The 22930-nt window shown below is 52.0% G+C and carries 27 protein-coding genes and 1 pseudogene; 19 read left to right on the top strand and 9 right to left on the bottom strand.

What is annotated here, in order from left to right:
* Positions 1-30 precede the first annotated feature (30 nt).
* On the bottom strand, positions 31-1473 hold the full coding sequence (gene pyk / locus OGV52_RS14750) for a pyruvate kinase (RefSeq protein ID WP_016152765.1): 1443 nt from the start codon (positions 1471-1473) through the stop codon (positions 31-33).
* Positions 1474-1591: 118 nt separating this feature from the next.
* Entirely contained in the window at positions 1592-2461 is an 870-nt protein-coding gene (locus tag OGV52_RS14745; protein ID WP_287108741.1) for a MurR/RpiR family transcriptional regulator, read from the bottom strand.
* Positions 2462-2829: 368 nt separating this feature from the next.
* Between OGV52_RS14745 and zwf the strand changes: the two genes are divergently transcribed.
* From zwf to kdgA, 3 genes are all read left to right on the top strand, one after another.
* Positions 2830-4305, top strand: a complete 1476-nt coding sequence (gene zwf / locus OGV52_RS14740; protein ID WP_003034896.1) for a glucose-6-phosphate dehydrogenase — start codon at positions 2830-2832, stop codon at positions 4303-4305.
* A gap of 232 nt (positions 4306-4537) precedes the next feature.
* Positions 4538-6349, top strand: coding sequence for a phosphogluconate dehydratase (gene edd / locus OGV52_RS14735; RefSeq protein WP_047358576.1), 1812 nt, complete (start codon positions 4538-4540; stop codon positions 6347-6349).
* A 34-nt stretch (positions 6350-6383) separates the two neighbouring features.
* Positions 6384-7025: a bifunctional 4-hydroxy-2-oxoglutarate aldolase/2-dehydro-3-deoxy-phosphogluconate aldolase gene (gene kdgA / locus OGV52_RS14730; protein WP_016152768.1), complete on the top strand. Its 642-nt coding sequence runs from the start codon at positions 6384-6386 to the stop codon at positions 7023-7025.
* 66 nt (positions 7026-7091) lie between these two features.
* On the opposite strand, the gene purT is transcribed toward kdgA, so the two are convergent.
* On the bottom strand, positions 7092-8270 hold the full coding sequence (gene purT / locus OGV52_RS14725; protein WP_047501996.1) for a formate-dependent phosphoribosylglycinamide formyltransferase: 1179 nt from the start codon (positions 8268-8270) through the stop codon (positions 7092-7094).
* 132 nt (positions 8271-8402) lie between these two features.
* Here purT and yebG point away from each other — a divergent pair, with 132 nt between their 5' ends.
* The 4 genes from yebG (at position 8403) to ptrB (ending at position 12091) form a co-directional block, all read left to right on the top strand.
* Entirely contained in the window at positions 8403-8693 is a 291-nt protein-coding gene (gene yebG, locus OGV52_RS14720; RefSeq protein ID WP_003833810.1) for a DNA damage-inducible protein YebG, read from the top strand.
* A gap of 121 nt (positions 8694-8814) precedes the next feature.
* Positions 8815-9168 carry a protein YebF gene (gene yebF, locus OGV52_RS14715; protein WP_016152770.1) on the top strand — a complete coding sequence of 118 codons (354 nt, stop codon included), beginning with the start codon at positions 8815-8817 and terminating at the stop codon, positions 9166-9168.
* 101 nt (positions 9169-9269) lie between these two features.
* Positions 9270-9929, top strand: a complete 660-nt coding sequence (locus OGV52_RS14710; protein ID WP_016156220.1) for a tellurite resistance TerB family protein — start codon at positions 9270-9272, stop codon at positions 9927-9929.
* An 86-nt stretch (positions 9930-10015) separates the two neighbouring features.
* The gene (gene ptrB / locus OGV52_RS14705; RefSeq protein WP_200049512.1) at positions 10016-12091 is read left to right on the top strand and encodes an oligopeptidase B; all 2076 of its coding nucleotides are present in this window, start codon (positions 10016-10018) and stop codon (positions 12089-12091) included.
* Here the strand turns inward: ptrB and exoX are convergent.
* The 3 genes from exoX to OGV52_RS14690 all read right to left on the bottom strand — a co-directional run bounded on the left by exoX (position 12073) and on the right by OGV52_RS14690 (position 13752).
* The gene (gene exoX / locus OGV52_RS14700; protein WP_016152773.1) at positions 12073-12735 is read right to left on the bottom strand and encodes an exodeoxyribonuclease X; all 663 of its coding nucleotides are present in this window, start codon (positions 12733-12735) and stop codon (positions 12073-12075) included. The two genes, ptrB and exoX, sit on opposite strands and share 19 nt — an antisense overlap.
* A 23-nt stretch (positions 12736-12758) precedes the next feature.
* On the bottom strand, positions 12759-13415 hold the full coding sequence (locus OGV52_RS14695; protein WP_047415371.1) for a carbon-nitrogen hydrolase family protein: 657 nt from the start codon (positions 13413-13415) through the stop codon (positions 12759-12761).
* Positions 13416-13521: 106 nt separating this feature from the next.
* Complete coding sequence (locus OGV52_RS14690; RefSeq protein WP_003034925.1) at positions 13522-13752, bottom strand: DNA polymerase III subunit theta; 231 nt, start codon at positions 13750-13752, stop codon at positions 13522-13524.
* 143 nt (positions 13753-13895) lie between these two features.
* On the opposite strand from OGV52_RS14690, the gene yobA reads away from it, so the two are divergent.
* The 3 genes from yobA to OGV52_RS14675 are packed head-to-tail and all read left to right on the top strand — an operon-like array spanning position 13896 to position 15505.
* Complete coding sequence (gene yobA, locus OGV52_RS14685; RefSeq protein ID WP_047415373.1) at positions 13896-14270, top strand: CopC domain-containing protein YobA; 375 nt, start codon at positions 13896-13898, stop codon at positions 14268-14270.
* 3 nt (positions 14271-14273) lie between these two features.
* Positions 14274-15146: a copper homeostasis membrane protein CopD gene (copD, locus tag OGV52_RS14680; protein ID WP_287108700.1), complete on the top strand. Its 873-nt coding sequence runs from the start codon at positions 14274-14276 to the stop codon at positions 15144-15146.
* Between the two features lie 20 nt (positions 15147-15166).
* Positions 15167-15505 (top strand): YebY family protein, encoded by a 339-nt coding sequence (locus OGV52_RS14675; protein WP_003833793.1) that lies wholly within the window; start codon positions 15167-15169, stop codon positions 15503-15505.
* Positions 15506-15841: 336 nt separating this feature from the next.
* On the opposite strand, the gene OGV52_RS14670 is transcribed toward OGV52_RS14675, so the two are convergent.
* The 3 genes from OGV52_RS14670 to OGV52_RS14660 all read right to left on the bottom strand — a co-directional run bounded on the left by OGV52_RS14670 (position 15842) and on the right by OGV52_RS14660 (position 17418).
* The gene (locus OGV52_RS14670; protein WP_047415377.1) at positions 15842-16927 is read right to left on the bottom strand and encodes a tyrosine-type recombinase/integrase; all 1086 of its coding nucleotides are present in this window, start codon (positions 16925-16927) and stop codon (positions 15842-15844) included.
* Positions 16896-17168, bottom strand: coding sequence for an excisionase (locus OGV52_RS14665; protein WP_072034353.1), 273 nt, complete (start codon positions 17166-17168; stop codon positions 16896-16898). Before OGV52_RS14665 ends, OGV52_RS14670 begins: the two co-directional genes overlap by 32 nt.
* 64 nt (positions 17169-17232) lie before the next feature.
* A complete protein-coding gene (locus tag OGV52_RS14660) occupies positions 17233-17418 on the bottom strand; it encodes a DUF4060 family protein (protein WP_287108740.1) in 186 nt (61 codons plus the stop codon).
* 17 nt (positions 17419-17435) lie between these two features.
* Between OGV52_RS14660 and OGV52_RS14655 the strand changes: the two are divergent.
* The 9 genes and pseudogenes from OGV52_RS14655 to OGV52_RS14615 form a co-directional block, all read left to right on the top strand.
* Positions 17436-17945 (top strand): annotated as a pseudogene (locus tag OGV52_RS14655) (structural protein); the annotation flags it as partial.
* Positions 17946-18601: 656 nt separating this feature from the next.
* On the top strand, positions 18602-18790 hold the full coding sequence (locus OGV52_RS14650) for a hypothetical protein (RefSeq protein WP_047418052.1): 189 nt from the start codon (positions 18602-18604) through the stop codon (positions 18788-18790).
* A 106-nt stretch (positions 18791-18896) separates the two neighbouring features.
* Positions 18897-19661, top strand: a complete 765-nt coding sequence (locus tag OGV52_RS14645) for a DUF6651 domain-containing protein (RefSeq protein ID WP_047418049.1) — start codon at positions 18897-18899, stop codon at positions 19659-19661.
* A gap of 87 nt (positions 19662-19748) precedes the next feature.
* Positions 19749-20885, top strand: coding sequence for a major capsid protein (locus tag OGV52_RS14640; protein ID WP_047418045.1), 1137 nt, complete (start codon positions 19749-19751; stop codon positions 20883-20885).
* A 38-nt stretch (positions 20886-20923) separates the two neighbouring features.
* The gene (locus OGV52_RS14635; protein ID WP_169330080.1) at positions 20924-21175 is read left to right on the top strand and encodes a hypothetical protein; all 252 of its coding nucleotides are present in this window, start codon (positions 20924-20926) and stop codon (positions 21173-21175) included.
* A gap of 3 nt (positions 21176-21178) precedes the next feature.
* Positions 21179-21589 carry a DnaT-like ssDNA-binding protein gene (locus tag OGV52_RS14630; protein ID WP_149382824.1) on the top strand — a complete coding sequence of 137 codons (411 nt, stop codon included), beginning with the start codon at positions 21179-21181 and terminating at the stop codon, positions 21587-21589.
* A gap of 5 nt (positions 21590-21594) precedes the next feature.
* Positions 21595-21978 carry a glutamate 5-kinase gene (locus OGV52_RS14625; RefSeq protein ID WP_149382826.1) on the top strand — a complete coding sequence of 128 codons (384 nt, stop codon included), beginning with the start codon at positions 21595-21597 and terminating at the stop codon, positions 21976-21978.
* 1 nt (position 21979) lies between these two features.
* Positions 21980-22531 carry a hypothetical protein gene (locus OGV52_RS14620; RefSeq protein ID WP_047418035.1) on the top strand — a complete coding sequence of 184 codons (552 nt, stop codon included), beginning with the start codon at positions 21980-21982 and terminating at the stop codon, positions 22529-22531.
* Positions 22528-22920 carry a phage tail terminator-like protein gene (locus OGV52_RS14615; protein WP_103766172.1) on the top strand — a complete coding sequence of 131 codons (393 nt, stop codon included), beginning with the start codon at positions 22528-22530 and terminating at the stop codon, positions 22918-22920. The genes OGV52_RS14620 and OGV52_RS14615 overlap by 4 nt, the downstream gene beginning before the upstream one ends.
* Positions 22921-22930 lie beyond the last annotated feature (10 nt).

Raw genomic sequence — 22930 nt, 5'->3', positions numbered from 1 at the left:
ACGAGAGGCTTTTTTACGTCAAACGGGGCGTTACTCGACGGTCAGAATACGCGTGGTATTCGTTGAGCCAATGGTGCTCATGACATCGCCTTGCGTCACAATGACCAGATCGCCGGAAACCAGATAGCCTTTATCGCGCAGCAGGTTCACTGCTTCACTGGCGGCAACGACGCCGTCTGTTTCGCTGTCAAAGTGAACCGGGGTGACGCCGCGATACAGGGAAGTCAGATTCAGCGTACGTTCATGACGAGACATCGCGAAAATCGGCAGACCAGAACTGATACGTGAAGTCATCAGCGCAGTACGACCGGATTCCGTCATTGTGATGATAGCGGTGACCCCTTTCAGGTGGTTAGCGGCATACATCGCTGACATGGCAATCGCTTCTTCAACGTTATCAAACTGCACGTCAAGGCGGTGTTTAGAGACGTTGATGCTCGGGATCTTCTCAGCACCCAAACAGACGCGTGCCATAGCCGCGACGGTTTCAGCCGGGTACTGACCTGCTGCAGTTTCTGCAGAGAGCATAACGGCATCGGTACCGTCGAGGACGGCGTTAGCCACGTCCATCACTTCCGCACGGGTCGGCATTGGGTTGGTGATCATCGACTCCATCATCTGCGTGGCGGTAATGACCGCACGGTTCAGCTGACGTGCGCGGCGAATCAACGCTTTCTGAATACCTACCAGCTCAGGATCGCCAATTTCAACGCCCAGGTCGCCACGCGCCACCATCACCACGTCGGAGGCAAGGATGATGTCATCCATCGCATTCTGGTCGCAGACGGCTTCTGCACGTTCTACCTTGGCGACAATTTTCGCATCGCAGCCAGCGTCGCGCGCCAGACGGCGGGCATAGTTCAGATCTTCGCCGCAGCGCGGGAAGGAGACGGCCAGATAGTCAACGCTGATTTGCGCAGCGGTGACGATGTCGGCTTTGTCTTTTTCGGTCAGGGCTTCAGCAGAGAGACCGCCGCCCAGTTTGTTAATGCCCTTATTGTTGGACAGTGGGCCACCGACGGTAACTTCGGTGAAGACTTTCATGCCCTGGACTTCCAGCACTTTAAGCTGTACGCGACCGTCGTCGAGCAGCAGGATATCGCCCGGGACGACGTCAGCAGGCAGTCCTTTATAATCAATACCGACTTTTTCTTTGTCGCCTTCGCCTTTGCCGAGGTTGGCGTCTAACAGGAACTTGTCGCCAACGTTAAGAAATACTTTACCTTCTTTAAAGGTTGATACGCGGATTTTAGGTCCCTGCAGGTCACCCAAAATAGCTACATGACGTCCCAGTTTTGCGGCAATTTCACGGACCTTATCCGCCCGCAGTTTGTGATCTTCTGGAGAGCCGTGAGAAAAGTTCATACGTACGACGTTTGCACCCGCGGCGATAATCTTTTCAAGGTTATTATCGCGGTCAGTTGCCGGGCCTAACGTGGTAACGATTTTGGTTCTGCGAAGCCTTCTGGACATGTAATACTCCGTTGACTGAAACAACTTGGTGTTGCGTGAACATTAATCCGGTCGTTCTCAAATATTAACGGTAAATGAACGACCCGGATGATAAAAGGGTAGAACATTGTTATTGCTTTTAGCGGTCATCACTCTTGATGAGTAATTCTTTATCAAAACGCGATTCCTTGAGCGCTTCCTTGACACGCTTCAAGTTATCTCTAAATTTTGCCCCACGGCGCAAAGTAAATCCTGTAGCCAGCACATCTATCACGGTCAGTTGAGCAAGTCGAGAGACCATGGGCATATAAATGTCAGTATCTTCCGGTACATCGAGGGTAATTGCCAGCGTTGCTTCACGCGCCAGTGGCGTGCCGGGAGAGGTGAGGGCGATAACCATGGCGTCATTTTCCCGCGCCAACTGCGCCAGTTCCACCAGACTTTTGGTTCTTCCGGTATGAGAAATAAGCACAATGACGTCGTCGTCACTACAATTCATGCAACTCATGCGTTGCAGAACAATATCGTCGGAATAGATTACCGGTACGTTAAACCGGAAAAATTTATTCATTGCGTCATGCGCCACTGCGGCAGAAGAACCGAGGCCAAAGAAGGCAATTTTTTTCGCCTGAGTTAATAAATCTACTGCCCGGTTTACCGCTGCGTTATCCAGAGACTGGCGGACGTGGTCGAGGCTTGCCATCGCTGACTCGAAGATTTTCGCCGTGTAAGATTCTACGCTGTCATCCTCATCCACATTGCGATTAACATATGGGGTGCCATTTGCCAGACTTTGCGCCAGATGCAGTTTAAAATCAGGGACGCCGCGGGTATCCATGCTGCGACAGAAACGGTTCACCGTCGGTTCGCTGACATTGGCTTCCACAGCAAGTGTGGCGATGCTTGAATGGATTGCCCGCTCGGGAGAGGCAAGAATAATGTCGGCGACTTTACGCTCTGACTTGCTCAACTGTTCCAGTTTTAACTGGATTTTTTCCAGCATATTCATGATGTAGGTAGACTCATGGGTCATGGGCAAAAACGATTTCAATGATACGGAGAAATCGGGGCATAATTTCGTGTATAGATATTACCCCTGCTAATGCAGCAACGGGGCAAAATGGACAGAATAGTTGTTGTTTTTTTTCATTACATGATCGGAGTCGGGTTTTCTTACGTCTTCAGGGGTACGAAAAAAGACGACTTTTTTGTCCAATTTGCGACGACAAACGCCCATAAAGCGACTGTTCGCGGTAACAGCACGGCTGGATAAGCGTTTACGGTTTCCGGATTCACGTAAAAGCAGTACAGTGCACTGTAATAAAATTACAACCAGTGTCTGGCAAAAGCACCAGGCACTTAATTGAGGAGAATGACATGGCGGTAACGCAAACAGCCCAGGCATGTGACCTGGTCATTTTCGGCGCGAAGGGCGACCTGGCGCGGCGGAAATTGCTGCCTTCCCTGTATCAACTGGAAAAGGCCGGCCAGATTAACCCGGAAACCCGTATCATTGGGGTAGGGCGTGCCGACTGGGACAAAGCAGCCTATACCAAGGTTGTGCGTGAAGCGCTCGAAACCTTCATGAAAGAAAAAATCGACGAAGGTTTGTGGGAGACTCTCAGCGGTCGTCTGGAGTTTTGTAATCTGGACGTCAATGACACCGCCGCGTTTAGCCGTCTGGGCGAAATGCTGGATCAAAAATCACGTACCACCATTAACTATTTCGCGATGCCGCCGAGTACCTTTGGCGCGATCTGCAAAGGCCTGGGTGAAGCAAAGCTGAATGCTAAACCAGCCCGTGTTGTGATGGAAAAACCGCTGGGTACGTCGCTGGCAACATCCCGTGAAATCAACGATCAGGTCGGCGAGTATTTCGAAGAGTGTCAGGTTTATCGTATCGACCACTATCTTGGCAAAGAGACGGTCCTGAATCTGCTGGCACTGCGTTTTGCCAACTCCCTGTTTGTGAACAACTGGGATAACCGCACTATCGATCACGTAGAAATTACCGTGGCGGAAGAAGTGGGTATTGAAGGCCGTTGGGGCTATTTTGACCAGGCAGGTCAAATGCGCGACATGATTCAGAACCACCTGCTGCAGATCCTGTGCATGATTGCGATGTCTCCGCCGTCCGATCTGAGCGCCGACAGCATTCGTGATGAAAAAGTGAAGGTACTGAAATCGCTGCGTCGTATCGATCGTTCGAACGTACGTGAAAAAACGGTTCGCGGTCAGTACACCGCGGGGTTTGCCCAGGGCAAAAAAGTGCCGGGGTATCTTGAAGAAGAAGGCGCGAACAAGAGCAGCAACACGGAAACGTTTGTGGCGATCCGTGTGGATATCGATAACTGGCGCTGGGCGGGAGTTCCGTTCTACCTGCGTACCGGTAAACGTTTACCGACGAAGTGCTCTGAAGTGGTGGTTTACTTCAAAACGCCTGAGCTGAATCTGTTCAGAGAATCCTGGCAGGATCTGCCGCAGAACAAGTTGACCATCCGTTTGCAGCCTGATGAAGGTGTCGATATCCAGGTACTGAACAAAGTGCCGGGTCTGGATCACAAGCATAATCTGCAAATTACCAAGCTTGATCTGAGCTATTCCGAAACCTTCAACCAGACGCACCTTGCCGACGCCTATGAGCGCCTGCTGCTCGAAACAATGCGCGGAATACAGGCGCTGTTTGTGCGTCGTGATGAAGTTGAAGAAGCATGGAAGTGGGTCGACTCAATTACCGAAGCCTGGGCGATGGACAACGACGCGCCGAAGCCGTATCAGGCAGGGACCTGGGGCCCGGTTGCTTCTGTGGCGATGATTACCCGAGATGGTCGTTCCTGGAACGAATTCGAGTAAAATATCATCTAGCCCATAGGTGTTATTTTACCGGTAACATGATCTAACACAGATTGTAGAATAATTTTTGCACTTTTAAGCTCCGCGTGGATTCACCCGCGGGGCTTTTTTTATTACACTGCCTGAAACGATTTTGCCCCTGAGCTACGGCCAACAAGCGATTCAGCTATTTTTACCCAACTGAAACACATTGTTGATCCAACGCTCTGACAGATAAATTTTAGGAGCCTCTATGAATCCGAATTTGTTACGCGTAACACAACGTATCGTCGAACGTTCTCGTGACACACGTTCCGCCTACCTCGCCCGTATTGAACAAGCGAAATCAACTACCGTTCATCGCTCGCAACTGGCATGCGGTAACCTGGCGCATGGTTTTGCTGCGTGTCAGCCGGACGATAAGGCCTCGCTGAAAAGCATGCTGCGTAACAATATCGCGATCATTACCTCCTATAACGACATGCTTTCCGCGCATCAGCCGTATGAACACTATCCGGCCATCATTCGTAAAGCACTGCATGAAGCCAATGCAGTAGGCCAGGTTGCTGGCGGTGTACCTGCAATGTGCGACGGTGTGACCCAGGGACAGGATGGTATGGAGCTTTCGCTGCTCAGTCGTGAAGTGATTGCGATGTCTGCTGCAGTGGGCCTTTCCCACAACATGTTCGACGGCGCGTTGTTCCTCGGCGTGTGCGACAAAATTGTCCCAGGCCTGGTAATGGCTGCGCTGTCATTTGGTCATCTGCCGTCAATCTTTATTCCTTCCGGTCCGATGGCGAGCGGTCTGGCGAACAAAGAAAAAGTGCGTATCCGTCAGCTGTATGCTGAAGGTAAAGTCGATCGCATGGCGCTTCTTGAATCCGAAGCGGCGTCTTATCACGCTCCGGGTACCTGTACGTTCTACGGCACGGCGAACACTAACCAGATGGTGGTGGAGTTTATGGGTATGCAACTGCCTGGCTCCTCATTTGTACATCCTGATGCGCCGCTGCGTGAAGCGCTGACCGCGGCTGCAGCCCGTCAGGTAACACGCCTGACCGGCAACGGCAATGAATGGATGCCGATCGGTAAAATGATCGATGAAAAAGTGGTAGTGAACGGTATTGTGGCGCTGCTGGCGACCGGGGGCTCTACCAACCATACGATGCACCTGGTGGCTATGGCGCGTGCGGCCGGGATTCTGATTAACTGGGATGATTTCTCCGATCTGTCCGATATCGTGCCGCTGATGGCGCGTCTGTACCCGAATGGTCCAGCAGATATTAACCACTTCCAGGCGGCGGGTGGCGTACCGGTGTTAATGCGTGAACTGCTTAATGCGGGTCTGCTACATGAAGATGTGAACACCGTTGCCGGATTCGGTTTATCCCGCTACACCATGGAACCGTGGCTTAACGAGGGTGAACTGGACTGGCGCGAAGGGGCGGTGAAGTCTCTGGACAGCAACGTGATCGCCACCTTTGACCAACCATTCTCCCACCACGGCGGCACCAAAGTGCTGAGCGGCAACCTCGGCCGTGCGGTGATGAAAACGTCGGCGGTACCGGTAGAAAACCAGATTATTGAAGCACCGGCAGTCGTCTTTGAAAGTCAGCATGATGTGTTACCCGCGTTCGATGCCGGTCTGCTTGACCGGGATTGCGTGGTGGTTGTGCGCCATCAGGGACCAAAAGCGAACGGAATGCCAGAATTACATAAACTCATGCCGCCACTTGGTGTATTATTGGACCGTTGTTTCAAAATTGCGTTAGTTACCGATGGACGACTTTCAGGTGCTTCAGGTAAAGTGCCTTCAGCAATCCATGTAACCCCGGAAGCCTATGATGGCGGGCTGCTGGCAAAAGTACGCGATGGCGACATCATTCGTGTGAATGGACAGACAGGTGAATTGACGCTGCTGGTGGATGAAGAGGAACTTGCCTCCCGTCAGCCACACATTCCTGATCTCAGCGCATCGCGCGTGGGTACGGGACGTGAAATGTTCAGCGCGTTGCGTGAAAAGCTGTCCGGTGCGGAGCAGGGCGCAACCTGTATCACTTTTTAAGACTTATTTTGTAATCAGGCGAGAGAAAACTCTGATGAAAAACTGGAAGACAAGTGCAGAAGCAATCCTGACCACTGGCCCGGTTGTACCGGTTATCGTGGTTAATAAACTGGAACACGCGGTGCCAATGGCAAAAGCGCTGGTTGCAGGGGGCGTGCGCGTTCTGGAAGTGACCTTACGTACCGCATGTGCGATGGATGCCATTCGCGCGATCGCAAAAGAAGTTCCCGACGCTATCGTTGGTGCGGGTACCGTACTGAATCCACAGCAGCTGGCTGAAGTCACTGAAGCGGGTGCGCAGTTTGCTATCAGCCCGGGCCTGACCGAGCCGCTGTTGAAAGCTGCAACTGAAGGCACTATTCCGCTGATCCCAGGCATCAGCACCGTGTCTGAACTGATGCTGGGTATGGACTACGGTTTGAAAGAGTTCAAATTCTTCCCGGCGGAAGCAAACGGCGGTACTAAAGCGCTGCAGGCAATTGCGGGTCCGTTCTCTCAGGTCCGTTTCTGCCCAACCGGCGGTATCTCTCCAGCGAACTACCGTGATTACCTGGCACTGAAAAGCGTGCTGTGCATCGGTGGTTCCTGGCTGGTTCCGGCAGATGCGCTGGAAGCTGGTGATTACGCACGCATTACCAAGCTGGCTCGTGAAGCAGTAGAAGGCGCGAAGCTGTAATAACGCAAAATGCCCGGTAATCATTACCGGGCCTGCGAGTCTGAAACGGGCCATCTGGCCCGTTTTTTATCCTGCGACTTTCACCTGTGCCGCCGCGTCTTTCGCGCGTGTCACTGCGTCTTCAATACTCTGCGCTGTGGCCAGCACAACGCCCATACGACGGCTCCCGTCGATGTCCGGCTTGCCGAAGAATCTGACTTGCATACCTGTGCCCACAGCGGCCTGTACGTTATCAAACGTGACATTCTGGCTGGTAAGCTGCGGCAGAATAACGGCGGAAGCAGAAGGCCCATACTGACGGATTGCGCCAACCGGTAGACCGAGAAATGCGCGTACATGCAGGGCAAACTCAGACAGATCCTGCGAAATCAAGGTCACCATACCCGTGTCGTGAGGGCGAGGGGAAACTTCGCTGAAAATGACCTCATCACCGCAGACAAATAGCTCTACCCCAAACAGACCGTGGCCGCCCAGCGCCAGCACCACCTTACGGGCAATCTCCTGCGCTCGAGCCAGCGCCAGTTCACTCATCTGCTGCGGCTGCCAGGATTCGCGATAATCGCCATCTTCCTGACGATGTCCTACCGGTGCGCAGAAATGTACGCCATCAACGGCGCTGACGGTAAGCAGGGTGATTTCAAAATCAAAATTCACTACGCCTTCGACGATAACGCGTCCGGCACCTGCTCGGCCGCCTTGTTGAGCATAATTCCAGGCTTCAGTGAGTCGATCGGCGGAACGGATAAAGCTCTGTCCCTTACCGGAGGAACTCATTACCGGCTTCACGATGCAGGGATAGCCGATTTCGGCGACGGCCTCGCGAAAGCGGGCTTCGCTGTCAGCAAAGCGGTAAGAAGAGGTCGGTAGAGATAATTCTTCGGCGGCGAGACGACGGATTCCTTCGCGGTTCATGGTCAACTGCGTCGCCCGGGCGCACGGCACGATGTTTTGACCGTCCTGTTCCAGTTTTACCAGCATATCCGTGGCAATCGCCTCTATTTCCGGCACGATATAATGTGGTTTTTCACGCTCGACGAGCTGGCGTAAAGCATCGCCATCCAGCATGTTGATTACGTATGAGCGATGGGCAACGTGCATGGCTGGCGCGTCGGGGTAACGATCCACGGCAATGACTTCCACACCCAGGCGTTGGCATTCAATCGCTACCTCTTTACCCAGTTCACCTGAACCTAATAACATCACTCGCGTTGCTGCGGGACGCAGCGCTGTGCCTAATAACGTCATAAATTAATCCCCTGTTTTATCTGGGCGCAGTATATACGAAAACGTTTGCGTCTGTCTTTATTACCAGGTTGATTTCAAGGCGCAAAAAGAATATACTGTACATAAATACAGGTAATTTAAGAGGCTGCAAAAATGGCGGTTGAAGTTAAATACGTAGTCATTCGGGAAGGTGAGGAAAAAATGTCGTTTACCAGCAAAAAGGAAGCCGATGCGTATGACAAAATGCTTGATACAGCAGATTTGCTCGACACATGGCTCGAGCAATCGCCGGTAGCGCTGGAAGACGAGCAGCGCGAAGCGCTTTCCCTGTGGCTGGCTGAGCAGAAAGATGTGCTGAGCGCCATTCTGAAAAACGGCAAGCTGCCCTCTCCGCAGGCGGTCGAAAACGATGCGCACGCTGAGGATGATACTCAGGCTGCCTGAAACGACTTGCGCTCCTGACGTTTTGTACCATGCTTTTCCCTGAATCATTGTGCAATCCCTGACGTCTTTTCACGTTGCAACAGGCAACCTGAAGGACGAAGGGGAGATTAAGGAGAAAAGAATGTATAAAAAAAGAGCGTTGTTGAGCCTGCTGTTGTTATCTGCCAGCGTATCTGTATTTGCGGCAAATATGGAAAGCAAGAAAGTTCAGTTCCCCAAGTGCGAAGGACTGAATGCTGACGGTATCGCGGCGAGCGTGAAACGTGATTATCAGCAAAATCGCATCGCGCGCTGGGCTGACGATCAAAAACGCGTCGGGCAAGCCGATCCTGTCGCCTGGGTCAATACGCCCGATATTACGGGTAAAGATGGGAAATGGTCAGTTCCCCTCACGGTTCGCGGTAAAAGCGCGGATATTCACTACCAGGTAAAAGTCGACTGCAAAGCCGGAACGGCGGAGTATCAGTCGCAGTAACGAAGGTAGAAGGTATTTGCACTTCTTTTGATGACCTGAACACTTCCTGACATCCCCTCGGGTACGCTTTGATGATTATTCGTCTGTACTTGAGGGGCAACATGGCTAACTGGCTGAATCAACTTCAATCTCTTCTTGGGCAAAAAGGATCTTCCGCGTCATCTTCTGGTGAGCAAGGGCTGAGTAAACTTCTGGTTCCCGGCGCGTTAGGCGGTCTGGCAGGATTACTGGTTGCCAACAAATCTTCACGTAAATTACTGAGTAAATACGGCACCAGCGCGCTTCTGGTGGGCGGCGGTGCGGTTGCCGGTACCGTGTTATGGAACAAATACAAGGATAAGGTTCGCGCGGCGCATCAGGGTGAACCGCAGTTCGGTGCACAAAGCTCGCCGCTGGATGAGCGAACCGAACGACTGATCCTGGCGCTGGTTTTTGCTGCGAAAAGCGATGGTCACATTGATGCCAAAGAACGTACCGCCATCGAGCAGCAGCTCCGTGAAGCAGGCGTGGAAGAGCAGGGCCGCGTTCTGATCGAACGCGCTATTGAACAACCGTTAGATCCTCAGCGCCTGGCACAAGGGATCCGCAACGAAGAAGAGGCGCTGGAAATTTACTTCCTGAGCTGTGCGGCGATTGATATCGACCACTTTATGGAGCGTAGCTATCTGAACGCGCTGGGCGATGCGTTGAAGATCCCGCAGGATGTTCGTGAAGGCATTGAACAGGATCTCAAGGAACAAAAACAGGCTTTACCGGGTTAATTACTTACCGTTAAGGCGCATGTTTCGCTTGCATCATTGCTGTCTTTTGCCACCCTTATAGGATGTTTAAGCAAAAGAACAATGACATGCTACCAAAAGCTTCTCGTATTCCCCACGCCATGACGAATCATGGCGATACCCGTGTTGATAATTATTACTGGCTGCGAGATGACACCCGCTCGCAGCCAGAAGTGCTGGATTATCTGCAACAAGAAAATGCGTATGGCCGCCAGATTATGGCCTCGCAGCAGGCATTGCAGGATCGCGTCCTGAAAGAGATTATCGACCGTATCCCGCCTCAGGATGCTTCCGCCCCCTATGTGAAGAATGGTTATCGCTACCGGCATATTTATGAACCGGGGTGCGAATATGCCATTTATCAGCGTCAGTCTGCCTTCAGTGAAGAGTGGGATGAATGGGACACCTTGCTGGATGGTAACCAGCGCGCGGCCCACAGTGAGTTTTATACGCTGGGGGGACTGGCGATATCTCCGGATAACACCATCATGGCGTTGGCCGAAGATTATCTCTCTCGTCGGCAATATGGTGTGCGTTTTCGCAATCTGCAAAGCGGCAACTGGTATCCGGAAGTGCTGGAAAACGTTGAAGCGGATCTGGTCTGGGCGAATGACTCGCAAACCTTCTATTACGTGCGCAAACACGCAACGACGCTGCTCCCGTATCAAGTGTGGCGGCATACCGTCGGCTCGCCGTCATCACTGGATGAGCTGGTGTATGAAGAAGCCGATGACATGTTTTATGTCAGTCTGCATAAAACCACCTCGTTACATTATGTGGTTATTCATATCGCCAGCGCGACCACCAGTGAGGTTTTGCTGCTTGACGCAGAACTGGCGGATGCCGAGCCGTTAGTCTTTTTAGCGCGACGCAAAGATCACGAGTACAGCCTCGATCACTATCAGCATACGTTTTATCTGCGTTCCAACCGTCAGGGTAAAAATTTCGGCCTGTACCGTACCCGTGTGCGTGATGAACAAGCCTGGGAGACGCTGATCCCGCCGCGCGACAGCGTCATGTTGGAGGGCTTTACGCTGTTCACAGACTGGCTGGTGGTGGAAGAGCGTCAGCGGGGCTTAACCAGCCTGCGACAGATTAATCGTAAAACGCGCGAAGTGGTCGGCATCGCTTTTGATGATCCGGCGTATGTGACATGGCTTGCCTATAATCCAGAACCTGAGACATCGCGCCTGCGTTATGGCTATTCCTCCATGACCACACCGGACACGCTGTTTGAACTGGATATGGACACCGGAGAACGTCGCGTACTCAAACAGACGGAGGTCCCAGGGTTTGATGCGGCGAACTACCGTAGCGAACACGTCTGGATCACCGCGCGTGATGGCACCGAGGTTCCGGTTTCGCTGGTTTACCATCAAAAGTATTTCCTGAAAGGGAAAAACCCGTTACTGGTCTACGGCTATGGCTCGTATGGCGCCAGCATGGACGCCGATTTCAGCAGCAGCCGCTTGAGCTTACTGGATCGCGGCTTTGTTTATGCCATTGCTCATGTGCGTGGCGGCGGCGAGTTAGGACAGCAGTGGTACGAAGACGGTAAGTTTCTGCTCAAGAAAAATACCTTCAATGACTACCTCGACGTCTGCGACGCGCTGCTAAAAATGGGTTATGGCGCGCCTTCGCTGTGTTATGGCATGGGGGGGAGCGCCGGAGGAATGTTAATGGGTGTTGCCATTAATGAGCGCCCGGAACTCTTCCATGGCGTCATTGCGCAAGTGCCTTTTGTCGATGTGGTGACCACGATGCTGGATGAGTCCATTCCCCTGACGACCGGTGAGTTTGAAGAGTGGGGGAATCCGCAGGACGAAGAGTATTACACCTACATGAAAAGCTACAGCCCGTATGACAATGTTACAGCGCAGGCTTATCCTCATCTGCTGGTTACGACGGGATTACACGACTCCCAGGTGCAATACTGGGAACCGGCAAAATGGGTGGCAAAACTGCGTGAGCTGAAAACGGACGATCGTCTGCTGTTACTCTGCACGGATATGGATTCCGGGCATGGCGGAAAATCCGGGCGTTTTAAATCATACGAAGGCGTGGCCCTGGAATACGCGTTTTTGATCGGACTGGCGCAGGGGACACTGCCTGGGCAGGCGTCTGCTCAGGCGTTATCCAGATAGTGCTTCAGCGTTAAGCGCAGCTCCGGGCTCATACTGTCGAGGTTATTAAATAACCAGCGCAGATAGCCCGGATCGCGTTCAGCCACTTCTGATACAGGTTTTCCGCGATACTTACCAAAAGTGAAAGTAGTGAGTAACGCAGGACGGCCGGTAATATCGACCATCTGTTCTGCTGACCAGCCAGACGTCTGTATGATGTCGATCAGCAGTGCCGCGGTGATGTAGCAGTCGTACAGGGCACGGTGATGATGCAGGCCAGCTGGCGTCTGCACGCTCAGCTTGCGCGATTTATACAGCGCCATGTTGCTGTATTTGATTCCTGGCCACAAACGACGGGAGAGTTTCATGGTGCAAATCCACTCCCCGGGCATGTCGGGTAATACGCGGCGATCAAAACTTGCATTGTGCGCCACGTACCATTCGCTGCCGTAATATTGTGGGATGACATCTTCAATCCACGGTTTATCGGCCACCATCGCTTCCGTAATGCGATGAATTGCCATCGCCTGAGGGCTGATGGGGCGGTCAGGACGCACCAGGTGGCTCATGGGGTTGACTATTTTTCCGTCAACCACATCGACAGAAGCAATCTCAACAATGCCTCCCTGCAGACCACAGGTTTCTGTATCTATTATGCGCAACATGCCATGCTCCTGACCCAAAACGATTAGCGTAAAGGAATGATATCACCTTGCCAACCCCGTGGCGTGCGTTGACCGGTTAAGAGTAAGGAACCGCTGTCTGCGCGAACAATCAATCGACCTTGCTCATCCCATAACGCGCTGCTGCCACGCGCATTGGCCATTAATACCGCAATGGCAAATTTATGCGAGAAACTCTGTAGACGAGATGTGGAGGAGAGCAATTCGGGCTCACTGACAGACTGACTGCTGGTGAATAGCGAGTACGCCGGGTCGATATCGATACCTTCCGGCTGGCTATCCACAACACTGATGGCATTTTGCTGTCTGGCGATACAGGCCCCGTGGCTCTGATGAAACATTAAGGGGGAGGTCATCCAGGGAGAGAAAAGCGCGATACCTTTTACGAACCGATTGTTATGTTCTACCGATAGCCCCGCAATAATCGTCATGCGATAAGTCACGGCTGCATGCGCGAGAGGTTCTAACAACGCTTCATCGGGTGGGGCAGGGAGCGCGTCATTCTCATCAACACAACCCAACAGGGAAAGGGAGGGGAAAACCAGCAATTCACATTGGCATTGAGCGGCTGCCTGAATGAATTGCAGGTGATGCGCGACATGTTCGGTAACTGAGGTTTGAAGAGGTTCGTACTGTGCTGCTGCGATTTTCCAGTGCGACATAATGATTTCCTTTTCATAGTGTCTACAACCATCTTTAAAGTATAGATTAAGAATATACTTATACTGTAGCAGGCATCATGTAAGGAATCGTAACGTAATATAAGTTTTATTTAACTTTAGGCTCGTAGGGTAAACGTGAAAGGGAAACGGATGCCAGACGGTGCGCGATCAGTCTTTCCCGAAACCAGTCGCGTAAATGTTCGGGCTGTTCACGCTCAACGACTTCGGCAACAACCGGCATGTTGTATCGCTCCTTAAATGCGACACCCGCCGCGGCCAGGTCAACATTGACCTTATCCATTTCAGCTTGCTCAAGTTTGGCCAGATTGATGTTCATGGGCTTCTCCTTTTCTCTGTCTTTCGGCGCGCAAAGTTACTAAGAGTGTGCATTAATGGCAAGACCGAAATGATGATTCTCGACTCGATCATTGTAGAAGGTTATTCTCTATAGATTAGACATAACAAAAAGGAATAGTTGAAATGGCTTCATCTGCATCTATGCTTCGCAACGCTCTCATCGTACTCGCCAGCCTTCTGGCAACTCCCGCCGCCCTGGCTCATGCTCACCTGACGAAACAAAGCCCGGCGGCTAATGCCGATGTTGCGGTATCTCCTCAGGCGTTGACGCTGAATTTCTCTGAAGGTGTCGAGCCGGGATTCAGCGGCGCAACGCTAACAGGCCCAAACAAAGAACAGATCAAAACGGGCAAGGCATCACGCAGTGAACAGGACAAAACACAACTGATTATTCCGCTTGCTCAAACGCTTGAGGCCGGAAAATATACTGTCGACTGGCACGTCGTCTCCGTGGATGGCCATAAGACAAAGGGGCAATATACCTTTAGCGTGAAATAACCGATGCTGGAATTTACCTGGGTTGCACTACGGTTTATCCATTTTACCACGTTGATGCTGGTCTTTGGCTGTGCGCTCTACGGCGCATGGCTGGCTCCCGTTTCGGTTCGTCGTTTAATGATGCGTCGTTTTTTGCGTCTGCAACGACATGCCGCAGCGTGGAGCTTTATTAGCGCGACGCTGATGCTGGCGATCCAGGGTGGTTTAATGGGCTCAGGCTGGCGGGATGTTATTTCTAGTGACGTATGGGGCGCCGTGTTGCAAACGCAGTTTGGCGGCGTCTGGTTATGGCAGATTATCCTCGCGTTGGTCACGCTGGTGGTGGTAATTATAGTGCCGCGCAGCATGCCGCGAAGGCTGTTAATGCTGACGATTGCGCAGTTTATTTTGCTGGCTGGCGTCGGACACGCGACGCTGCATAGCGGTATCGCTGGTGCAATCCAGCAGGTTAACCACGCCTTGCATTTGGTATGCGCTGCCGCCTGGTTCGGCGGTTTGCTGCCCGTACTTTACTGTATGCAAATGGCGCAAGGCCGCTGGCGGGAACAGGCCATCAATACTATGATGCGTTTCTCCCGCTACGGGCATCTTTTCGTTATCGGCGTTTTACTTACCGGTATCATGAATGCGCTGTTTATTGTCGGTTTTTCTGTTCCCTGGCACATGGCTTACGGGCAACTGCTTTTGTTAAAAGGTGCTCTGGTGATGCTAATGGTGGCGATTGCGCTGGTGAATAGGTATGTTCTGGTACCACGCATGCGGCAGGATAACCGCAGTATGACACTCTATTTTGTTTGGATGACTAAGCTGGAATGGGGAATTGGGGCCGTTGTGCTGGCGATTGTCAGCCTGTTTGCAACCCTCGAACCTTTCTGATTGATGGATTGGCGAAACGCATGAAAAAAATCATTATCTCGTTATTACTACTGGCAAGTTCAGGGGCCGCGCTGGCTGCGCCACAGGTCATCACCGTCAGCCGTTTTGAGGTTGGCAAAGATAAGTGGGCGTTTAATCGGGAAGAGGTGATGCTGACCTGCCGTCCGGGTAACGCGCTGTATGTCATCAATCCTAGTACGCTGGTGCAATATCCATTGAATGATGTTGCCAGACAGCAGGTAGAGAGTGGGAAAACTACGGCGAAGCCGATCGAGATTATCCAGATTGACGACCCGGCGAAACCGGGCGAAAAAATGAGCCTCGCACCGTTTGTGGAGCGTGCAGAAAAGCTCTGCTAATTGTCAGATGTAGCGTTCTGATTTCCAATAAAAAACCGCAAGGCTCGCTCAGGAGAACTTGCGGTTTTTACGTTTGGATGTGTGACAATCGTCCTTTTTTTCAGGCCTCTTTAGTCGCGGACTGGAAAACCTGGCGCTGTCATCTATTCTTAAATGGCAGGGTAACTTAGCCTGCATTAATGCCAACTTTTAGCGCACGGCTCTCTCCCAAGAGCCATTTCCCTGGACCGAATACAGGAATCGTATTCGGTCTCTTTTTATATTCTTGTTTTCGTTGGGTTTTTTCGGTGTTTTCACGAAATCCCACGAAAATTACTCGAAATTTCCATATCCTGTCTAAACCATAACATATTCTGCACCACGTGCGTCCAGGTATTTTTTGGTCATTGTTAAATTTTTATGCCCCAGCAGCCTCTGTGCGAAATCCTCTCCGCGCTCCCTTTCATAGAGTCTACTCGCCAAACTCCTGATTTCATGGAACGGAGGAGGGTTGGGGCCAAACTTTAACTCTGTAGAATCCCTGATATCGGAAAACGCTTGAGTGATTCCGTCCGGAGTTAACGGACCTGGCTTCCTACCGCCACGCCTTACCGAAGAATAAATCATGAAGTCTGACGGGTTGTTTTTACGACAACGGTCGATAACATCCTGCAGTACCAAATCAGCAGAGTCCAGTCGCAAATCAAGTGGCAACGCCAATTTGTGACCTGTCTTTTCCTGCGTGACAAACAACCTTCCATCCCTGATATCGCTGAATCTGAACAACGATACGTCCTCTCTTCTTTGTCCGGTGACAAGTGCAAGGTCACATGCATTTGCAGCCCATTCGGAATGGGTTGTTGCGGCATCTCTTATTATCTCAAACTGTTCAAGCAAAAGACGCTCACGCTTCACTTTTGGTGTCGGCGTTCTTGTCGGCTCTGCCGGGTTCCTTTCAATATGCCCTTCGACAATCGCTTCCCTGAAAATATCCAACAACACCGAACGCAGTCCGGAGGCCATGCTCTTCTTGTCACAGAGTATGTAACTCTCAAGAAAAGAAGATACGTCCTTCGTGCTGACAGCAGATAGCGGCATACGTCCGAATTCATCACTGATAGTGGCGATCTGGTTACGCCTGACCTTCATCGTGTTGGGCTTCAATTCTCTTCGCTCAAGAATTACTTCGTAACGCTCAAGCCACGCTTTCACCGTAAATGTGGGTGTTTCCTTTATGCGGTCCAGCAGCGCTGACGGAAGGTAATTCTGTTCGATGTAGTTATTGGCTTCGATGGCCTGAGAAATGGCGTCCTTTCTGTCGATCCGGCCAAGAGATAACTCTTGACCGGTAATCGGGTTTCGCCAGCTATAAAGCCTGTCTCTTTTACGATAGGTCAGGTTACGGGGCAGGTTAGCGTCGTAACGAACTGGCCTTTTCGCCATGAGTCAGTCTCTCCAGTAGAGTGCCGCCAGTTGGCAGCGCTAGGTGTTTTGCTTTGTGACGAAGGTTCTTTTTGCTCGGATCCACATAGATGGCGTCAGGCTGAACCTTATATTCTTTGCCGTGAAGCTCCGGGGCAGGGAAAATGCGCCCCTCCCGCGCCCAGCGGCGAAGTGTTGAAAGAGACGGAGGGGTTGAATAAGTTGAATTCGCCCATTCCAGCAGATTAAGAAGCTTGGCCATACTACCTCCGGCTTCCGGCAACTTATTATAGAGCTGCCGGAAAACTGTTAATGAAATATCGTTATCAACTCACCTGACCTGGCAGCGCGCGCAACCGGCGCATACCTGTCATTGCCGTGGCCACGTAGCTCGCCTTACGGTTAACTACCTCAACCCAGACCTTTACGCCTTCAACTCTCACCGTGTACGTCTCTTTCATCTTGCTGCGGCCATAGTCGCCGTAACGTTCTGCATGAGTGGCCAGTGCTATGTCGCATGCCTGACGCGCTAAGCAGGACGAACGCGGGGAGTATTGCTAAAACAGCTGTAGGGCATCTTGCGGCGACGGCGCGTAAAAGCTTTGCGGATGCGAATGACGACATTCTGAAGGGTAAGCAGTGGTTATCCACTTTGGATAACCGGACATCGAAAGATTGCCGGGTTCGCGATTGCCTTAAATACACGCTGGATAATAAACCAATCGGCCATAAAGTACCGTATCTTCAGGGACCAGGCAAAATCCACTTTTGCTGTCGCAGCGTGGAAACCTACATCCTGAAATCCTCTAATGAGTTGGGTATTCAAATTGGTGAGGTTCAGAACAGTTCCCGCGCCAGTATGGATGGACAGGCCCCCGGCGATACTACATATTCCGAATGGTTGCAGCGTCAGCCATTTTCCCGGCAAAAAGAAATCTTAGGCGAGACTCGAGCAAGGATGATGCGTGATGGCGTCATGAAATATGACGACTTCTATAGTGACAAGGGCGAATGGTTGACGTTGGCCCAACTAAATAAACTCTCAGAGTTGAGACAAGCCGGGAAATCTCCCGGCTTTTCTTTGGATGATGCACAGTCAGTAGCGGAGATTGAACAGGGTATGCGAGGAATTATTGCCGATGAAATTCGCTTCCCTGAAGAAACTACGCTGGAGTCAGCACGTATTGCCGCCGGAGCCATGCAGAATGTTATTGAGCGGTTTCGCTTACCGCCAGTTAAGTATTTTGGAGAGGTAAGTGGTACGAGGAAAAGTGCAGCAGGTGCGTATTTTGAGGAAAATGCTGCTGTCCATGTTTCTCGTTGGGCGATGCAGTCCACTGAGTGGGATGCTATTTGTGAAAATAGCGCTACTTATGATTTCGTTTCTTCATTGTCGCTGGAAAGAATGTTGACGGTTTCGGATGCCGCTTTACTCGCAGCCGGGAACAATCAACTGAATTATGCAGCGATTTCAAGCGTTGCCGGCACGGTTACGCATGAAATGGGGCATCATCTCTATTACCAGCACATTGACGATTTAAGTCAACTTACTACAAAAGCATATAATGAAGGCTGGTGGCGACCTGTCAGTTATTATGCTTCCGAAAACGAACGTGAACTCTTTGCAGAAATTCTTACGATATTCATGCTGGGCAGTAAGGATGATTACCAGCGTATTAACCCGGAGCTACTCGAATGGCTGAAGAAAAATTCCCGTGTCTAAAACGGGCCAATGAGTTGTACCACTCCACGCCCAGGCCTGTGGATCTTCTGGACCAGTTGGAAGCATTGGCTGAGAAAGCAGGAAGTACGACACCTGAAGCAAGGATGATCGGCGGCCTGATTAGTGCCGCTATGATGGACGAGGCCAACGGCCATTCCTGACAATAATTTTGACTAACACAAGGCTGCCTCCGGGCGGCCTTTTTTATTGCCGCAATACCGGATGGTGAGCGGTGCAACGGTCGGATGACCTCGAAAAGGTACCAACATGAAACTGAAGACAGTTGAAGTAAATGGCAAGCACTATGCGGAAGTTGATGCTAACGGTTTGCCCGTGTACGTCCACGATGACGGCCAGGAGATCGGCTTTGATGCCGTGCAGGCAGTAGGAAAAATTTCCTCCCTGAATGGCGAGGCAAAATCTCATCGTGAAGCGAAAGAAGCTGCCGAAGCTAGCCTGGCTAAATTCGCCAAAATTAGCGATCCGGCGAAGGCGCTCGAAGCGTTGGAGATGATGACAAAAATCGACCAGAAAAAGCTGATCGACGCAGGCGCAGTTGACCAGGTGAAAGCGGATATCACCAAATCATTCCAGGCTCAGCTTGATGAAGCCACCCAGCGGGCGACAACGCTCGAAGGACAGCTCTATCAGGAAATGATTGGCGGGCGCTTCTCAGGCTCGAAATTCATTGCTGATAAAGTTGCGATCCCGGCGGACATGCTACAGGCCCGCTTTGGTCAGTCTTTCAAAGTTGAGGATGGCAAAGTCGTTGCTTATGACGGCTCCGGCAACAAAATATACTCCCGCTCCAAGCCGGGCGAACTGGCGGTCTTTGATGAGGCGCTGGAATTTCTGGTGGAGCAGTACCCTCAGAAAGATCACATTCTGAAGGCGAGTGGTAATCAGGGAGGAGGCTCTCGTCAGTCTCAACACTCAATCGGGCAGAAAACGATGAAGCGCGATGCGTTCAGCAGTTTGAGCCCGACAGATCAGCAATCGACCCTCAAAGACGGCATCACCATCGTCGATTAATTCATTGCCAGCCGTCGGATAGCGGCTGGTGCCAGAGCTGGATAGCTCAAACAACCCTAAATTTTAATTTCGAAGGAATCCATACACATGGCTAACACGCTTACCGGGTTGATCCCGACTATCTATACCGCTCTGGATACTGTGTCACGTGAGCAGGTTGGGTTTATCCCTTCCGTATCACGTAATGCGAAAGCAGATGCAGCAGCGAAAGGGCAGTCAGTTACTGCACCAGTCGCACCGCCTGCAACGACCGTTGACATTGAACCGGGGGCTACGGCGCCAGATGATGGCAATCAGAACATCGGAAACGTTGAAGTTAAGATCACCAAATCCAAAATGGCCCCGGTCAAATGGAACGGTGAAGAGCAACTGGCGCTGGGTCCAGCAGGTACCTACAACACTATTCTTGCGGATCAGTTTAAGCAGGCGTTTCGCGCGCTGTCTAACGAGATGGATGCCGATTTGGCGGCGCTGTATTACGCCTCATCCCGTGCTGTTGGTACTGCGGGTACAGCACCGTTTGGTATTGCCGGTGATTTATCCGATGCAGCAAACGCGCGACAGGTTCTTTCAGACAACGGCTCACCGACGACTGATTTGCAGATGGTTCTGGGCTCCTCTGCGATTGCGAACCTTCGCGGTAAGCAGTCGGTGCTGTTTAAAGTGAACGAATCGGGTACTGATGCCTTACTGCGTGAAGGTATCGTGGGTCGCCTGGAGGGCTTTAACATCCACGAATCCGCACACGTTAAGAAACGTGCAGCATCTGCTGCTGCCGGATACCTGGTCAATGACGCGAAAGATGAAGGCGACATTCTGATTCCCATTGATAGCGGCGCGGGGGCCTTTGCTGCCGGTGATATCGTGATGTTCGACGGTGACAGCAATCAGTATCTGGTGGCCGCGGCTACTGCTGCAACTATCACCCTGGCAGCTCCGGGCTTACGCCAGGCGCTGGCCGACAACACCGCTATTACTGCGACCGGCCCCTTCACTGCCAATATGGCGTTTGACCGCAACGCATTCCTGCTGGCGTCCCGAACCCCGGCAATGCCGCAGGGTGGCGATACCGCGGATGATGTGATGAACGTTACCGACCCGGTCTCGGGCATCACTTACCAGGTGGCGCTATACCGTCAGTACCGCCAGGTGCGCTACGAAGTTGGCCTGTCATGGGGTGTGGCGGCAGTGAAAACGGAACATTCGGTTCTGCTGTTGGGTTAACAATCAGGGGCTTCGGCCCCTTTTTTAGTGGAGGGCCAATGGCCGGATTAACTAAAGAACAGCGCGCTCAACGAGCGGCGGAAAAACTTGCTGCCGAACTTGCTGCAAAAAGCAATTCTGAGCAGCAGGAGCAGCAGGAGCAGCAGGAGCAGCAGGAGCAGCAGGAGCAGGATTATCTGGTTGCTATGGTCACTGACTTTCCGGCATTTCCCGGCGCTCCAACAAATGCTGACGTACATCCTGATGAGGTTGAAAACTGGAAGGCGCTCGGCTGGAAAGAAACGGAGTAATAGATGCTCACCTTCATAACTGTTGAAGACGTCAATTCCATTCTGGGAGATTCCTGGACTGATGAAAGCAAAAAAGTCAGGTCTGTATTGATGGCTAACACCTGGATGAATGGTCTCAATCTGAAGCTTCCGTGCAATAAGGCTACTCACGAAACCATTATTCCTGACGATGTGAAGCAGGCTGGCGCCTATGCGGCACTGGCTGCATCAAATGACGGGCTGTATCAGCAGAAAACCGATTCTGGGGTGCTGCTGAGTAAGACGGTTGATGCTGACGATGTTTCTGTTTCAAAGTCCTATGCCGAGACCGCCACCAACAGCACGGCATTACTCGATTCCGACCTGCAGCTTGCGCTGGCCATGCTTATGCCATATGGCGTTAGTAAGTCGCAGGTGCGGTTGGTCAGGGGGTAGGTAGCATGGGCATACGTGACGAGCTACAAACTGAAGTCGCCGCAGCATTCGATACCGACCTGCAGGATGCTGTTAAGGATTTCACTGGAACATACACCGTTCGAGGTGACTGGGATCCGGTAACGGAAACCGGCAGTGAAACGCAGGTGACGTATTCAGGGCGCGGTGTTCTGGCGCGGTACAAACTCCGTCGTATCGATGGCGTTAATATCCTGCACGGTGACCTGAAATTAACCGCCCTGGTTAACGAGGTGACCGATAGGCCAGCAGTCGGGCACTTTGTCACGGCGCCGGAACCGATAACTGGTGTACCTCAGCGTTATGAGGTCATAACCGCCGCTGTTGATTCCGCTGGTGCTGCGTATTCCATCCAGTTACGGAGGGCGTGATATGGCTAAGGGCTGGAGTATTGACCCGGCAGCATTCGCCGGGCTGGTGGCCGATGACGTGAGGTTGCGGCAGCGAGCCATCGCTACACAGCTGCTGAATGAAATCGTGAAACGGTCTCCTGTCGGCAATCCAGAGTTATGGGCGATTAACGCTACCGCCGTCGAGTACTCCAAAGCGGTTGGAGAATGGAACGAATCGCTCTACGACAACCCGGATAATCTGACCAAAACCGGGCGACTCAGGAAGAAAGTACGTGTTAACGACAGCATGGATATCAAACGCCCGGCAGATTATCGTGCGGGTACGTTCAGGGCTTCGCATTTCGTAAGTATCGGATCACCGGATTACTCGGTTCCAACAGAGGAGGACCCGCGCGGAACGACGACATTTCTCAACGGTAAAAACATCATCGATCAGGCTCCGGCCTACTCAGTGATTTATATCCAGTCAAACCTTCCTTACTCCGTACCTCTGGAGAACGGGCATTCAACGCAGGCTCCAGCGGGCGTCTATGCAGTTTCATTTAACGGTGTCGTTCAGGCCTACAAATGACCCTTACAGAAATCAGAAACGCTGTCATTTCCCGAATGACGGCGCAGACCGCTATTGCTTCTGATGGGGTGGACTATCCCAACGGACCGCTATTTGATCCGAGTGGCCGCGATATCTGGGCACGCTTCACCAATATTTCAGGGCAGGCGGGAGCCAACGAAACCGGGAACGGGCCGGTAGTTCATCGAACCGGTGTACTTATCATTCAGCTATTTGTACCGGTCTACACCGGCACGATTCTGCTTACTCGAACAGCAGACCAGCTAACGGAGCATTTCGAATTCCAGAATGACGGACGACTGAGTTACTTCGCTGTATCGGCAATCCCGGCGGGCGAGGCCGACGGCTGGTCTCAGCTCAATCTACATATTCCTTACCGCGCTCTGTAGCGCTTAACTT

Source organism: Citrobacter sp. Cb041, from assembly GCF_030336655.1.
GTDB classification, from domain to species: Bacteria; Pseudomonadota; Gammaproteobacteria; order Enterobacterales; family Enterobacteriaceae; genus Citrobacter; species Citrobacter braakii.
The sequence above is the reverse complement of the archived record's forward strand: the minus strand, read 5'-3'. Positions and strand labels throughout refer to the sequence as shown.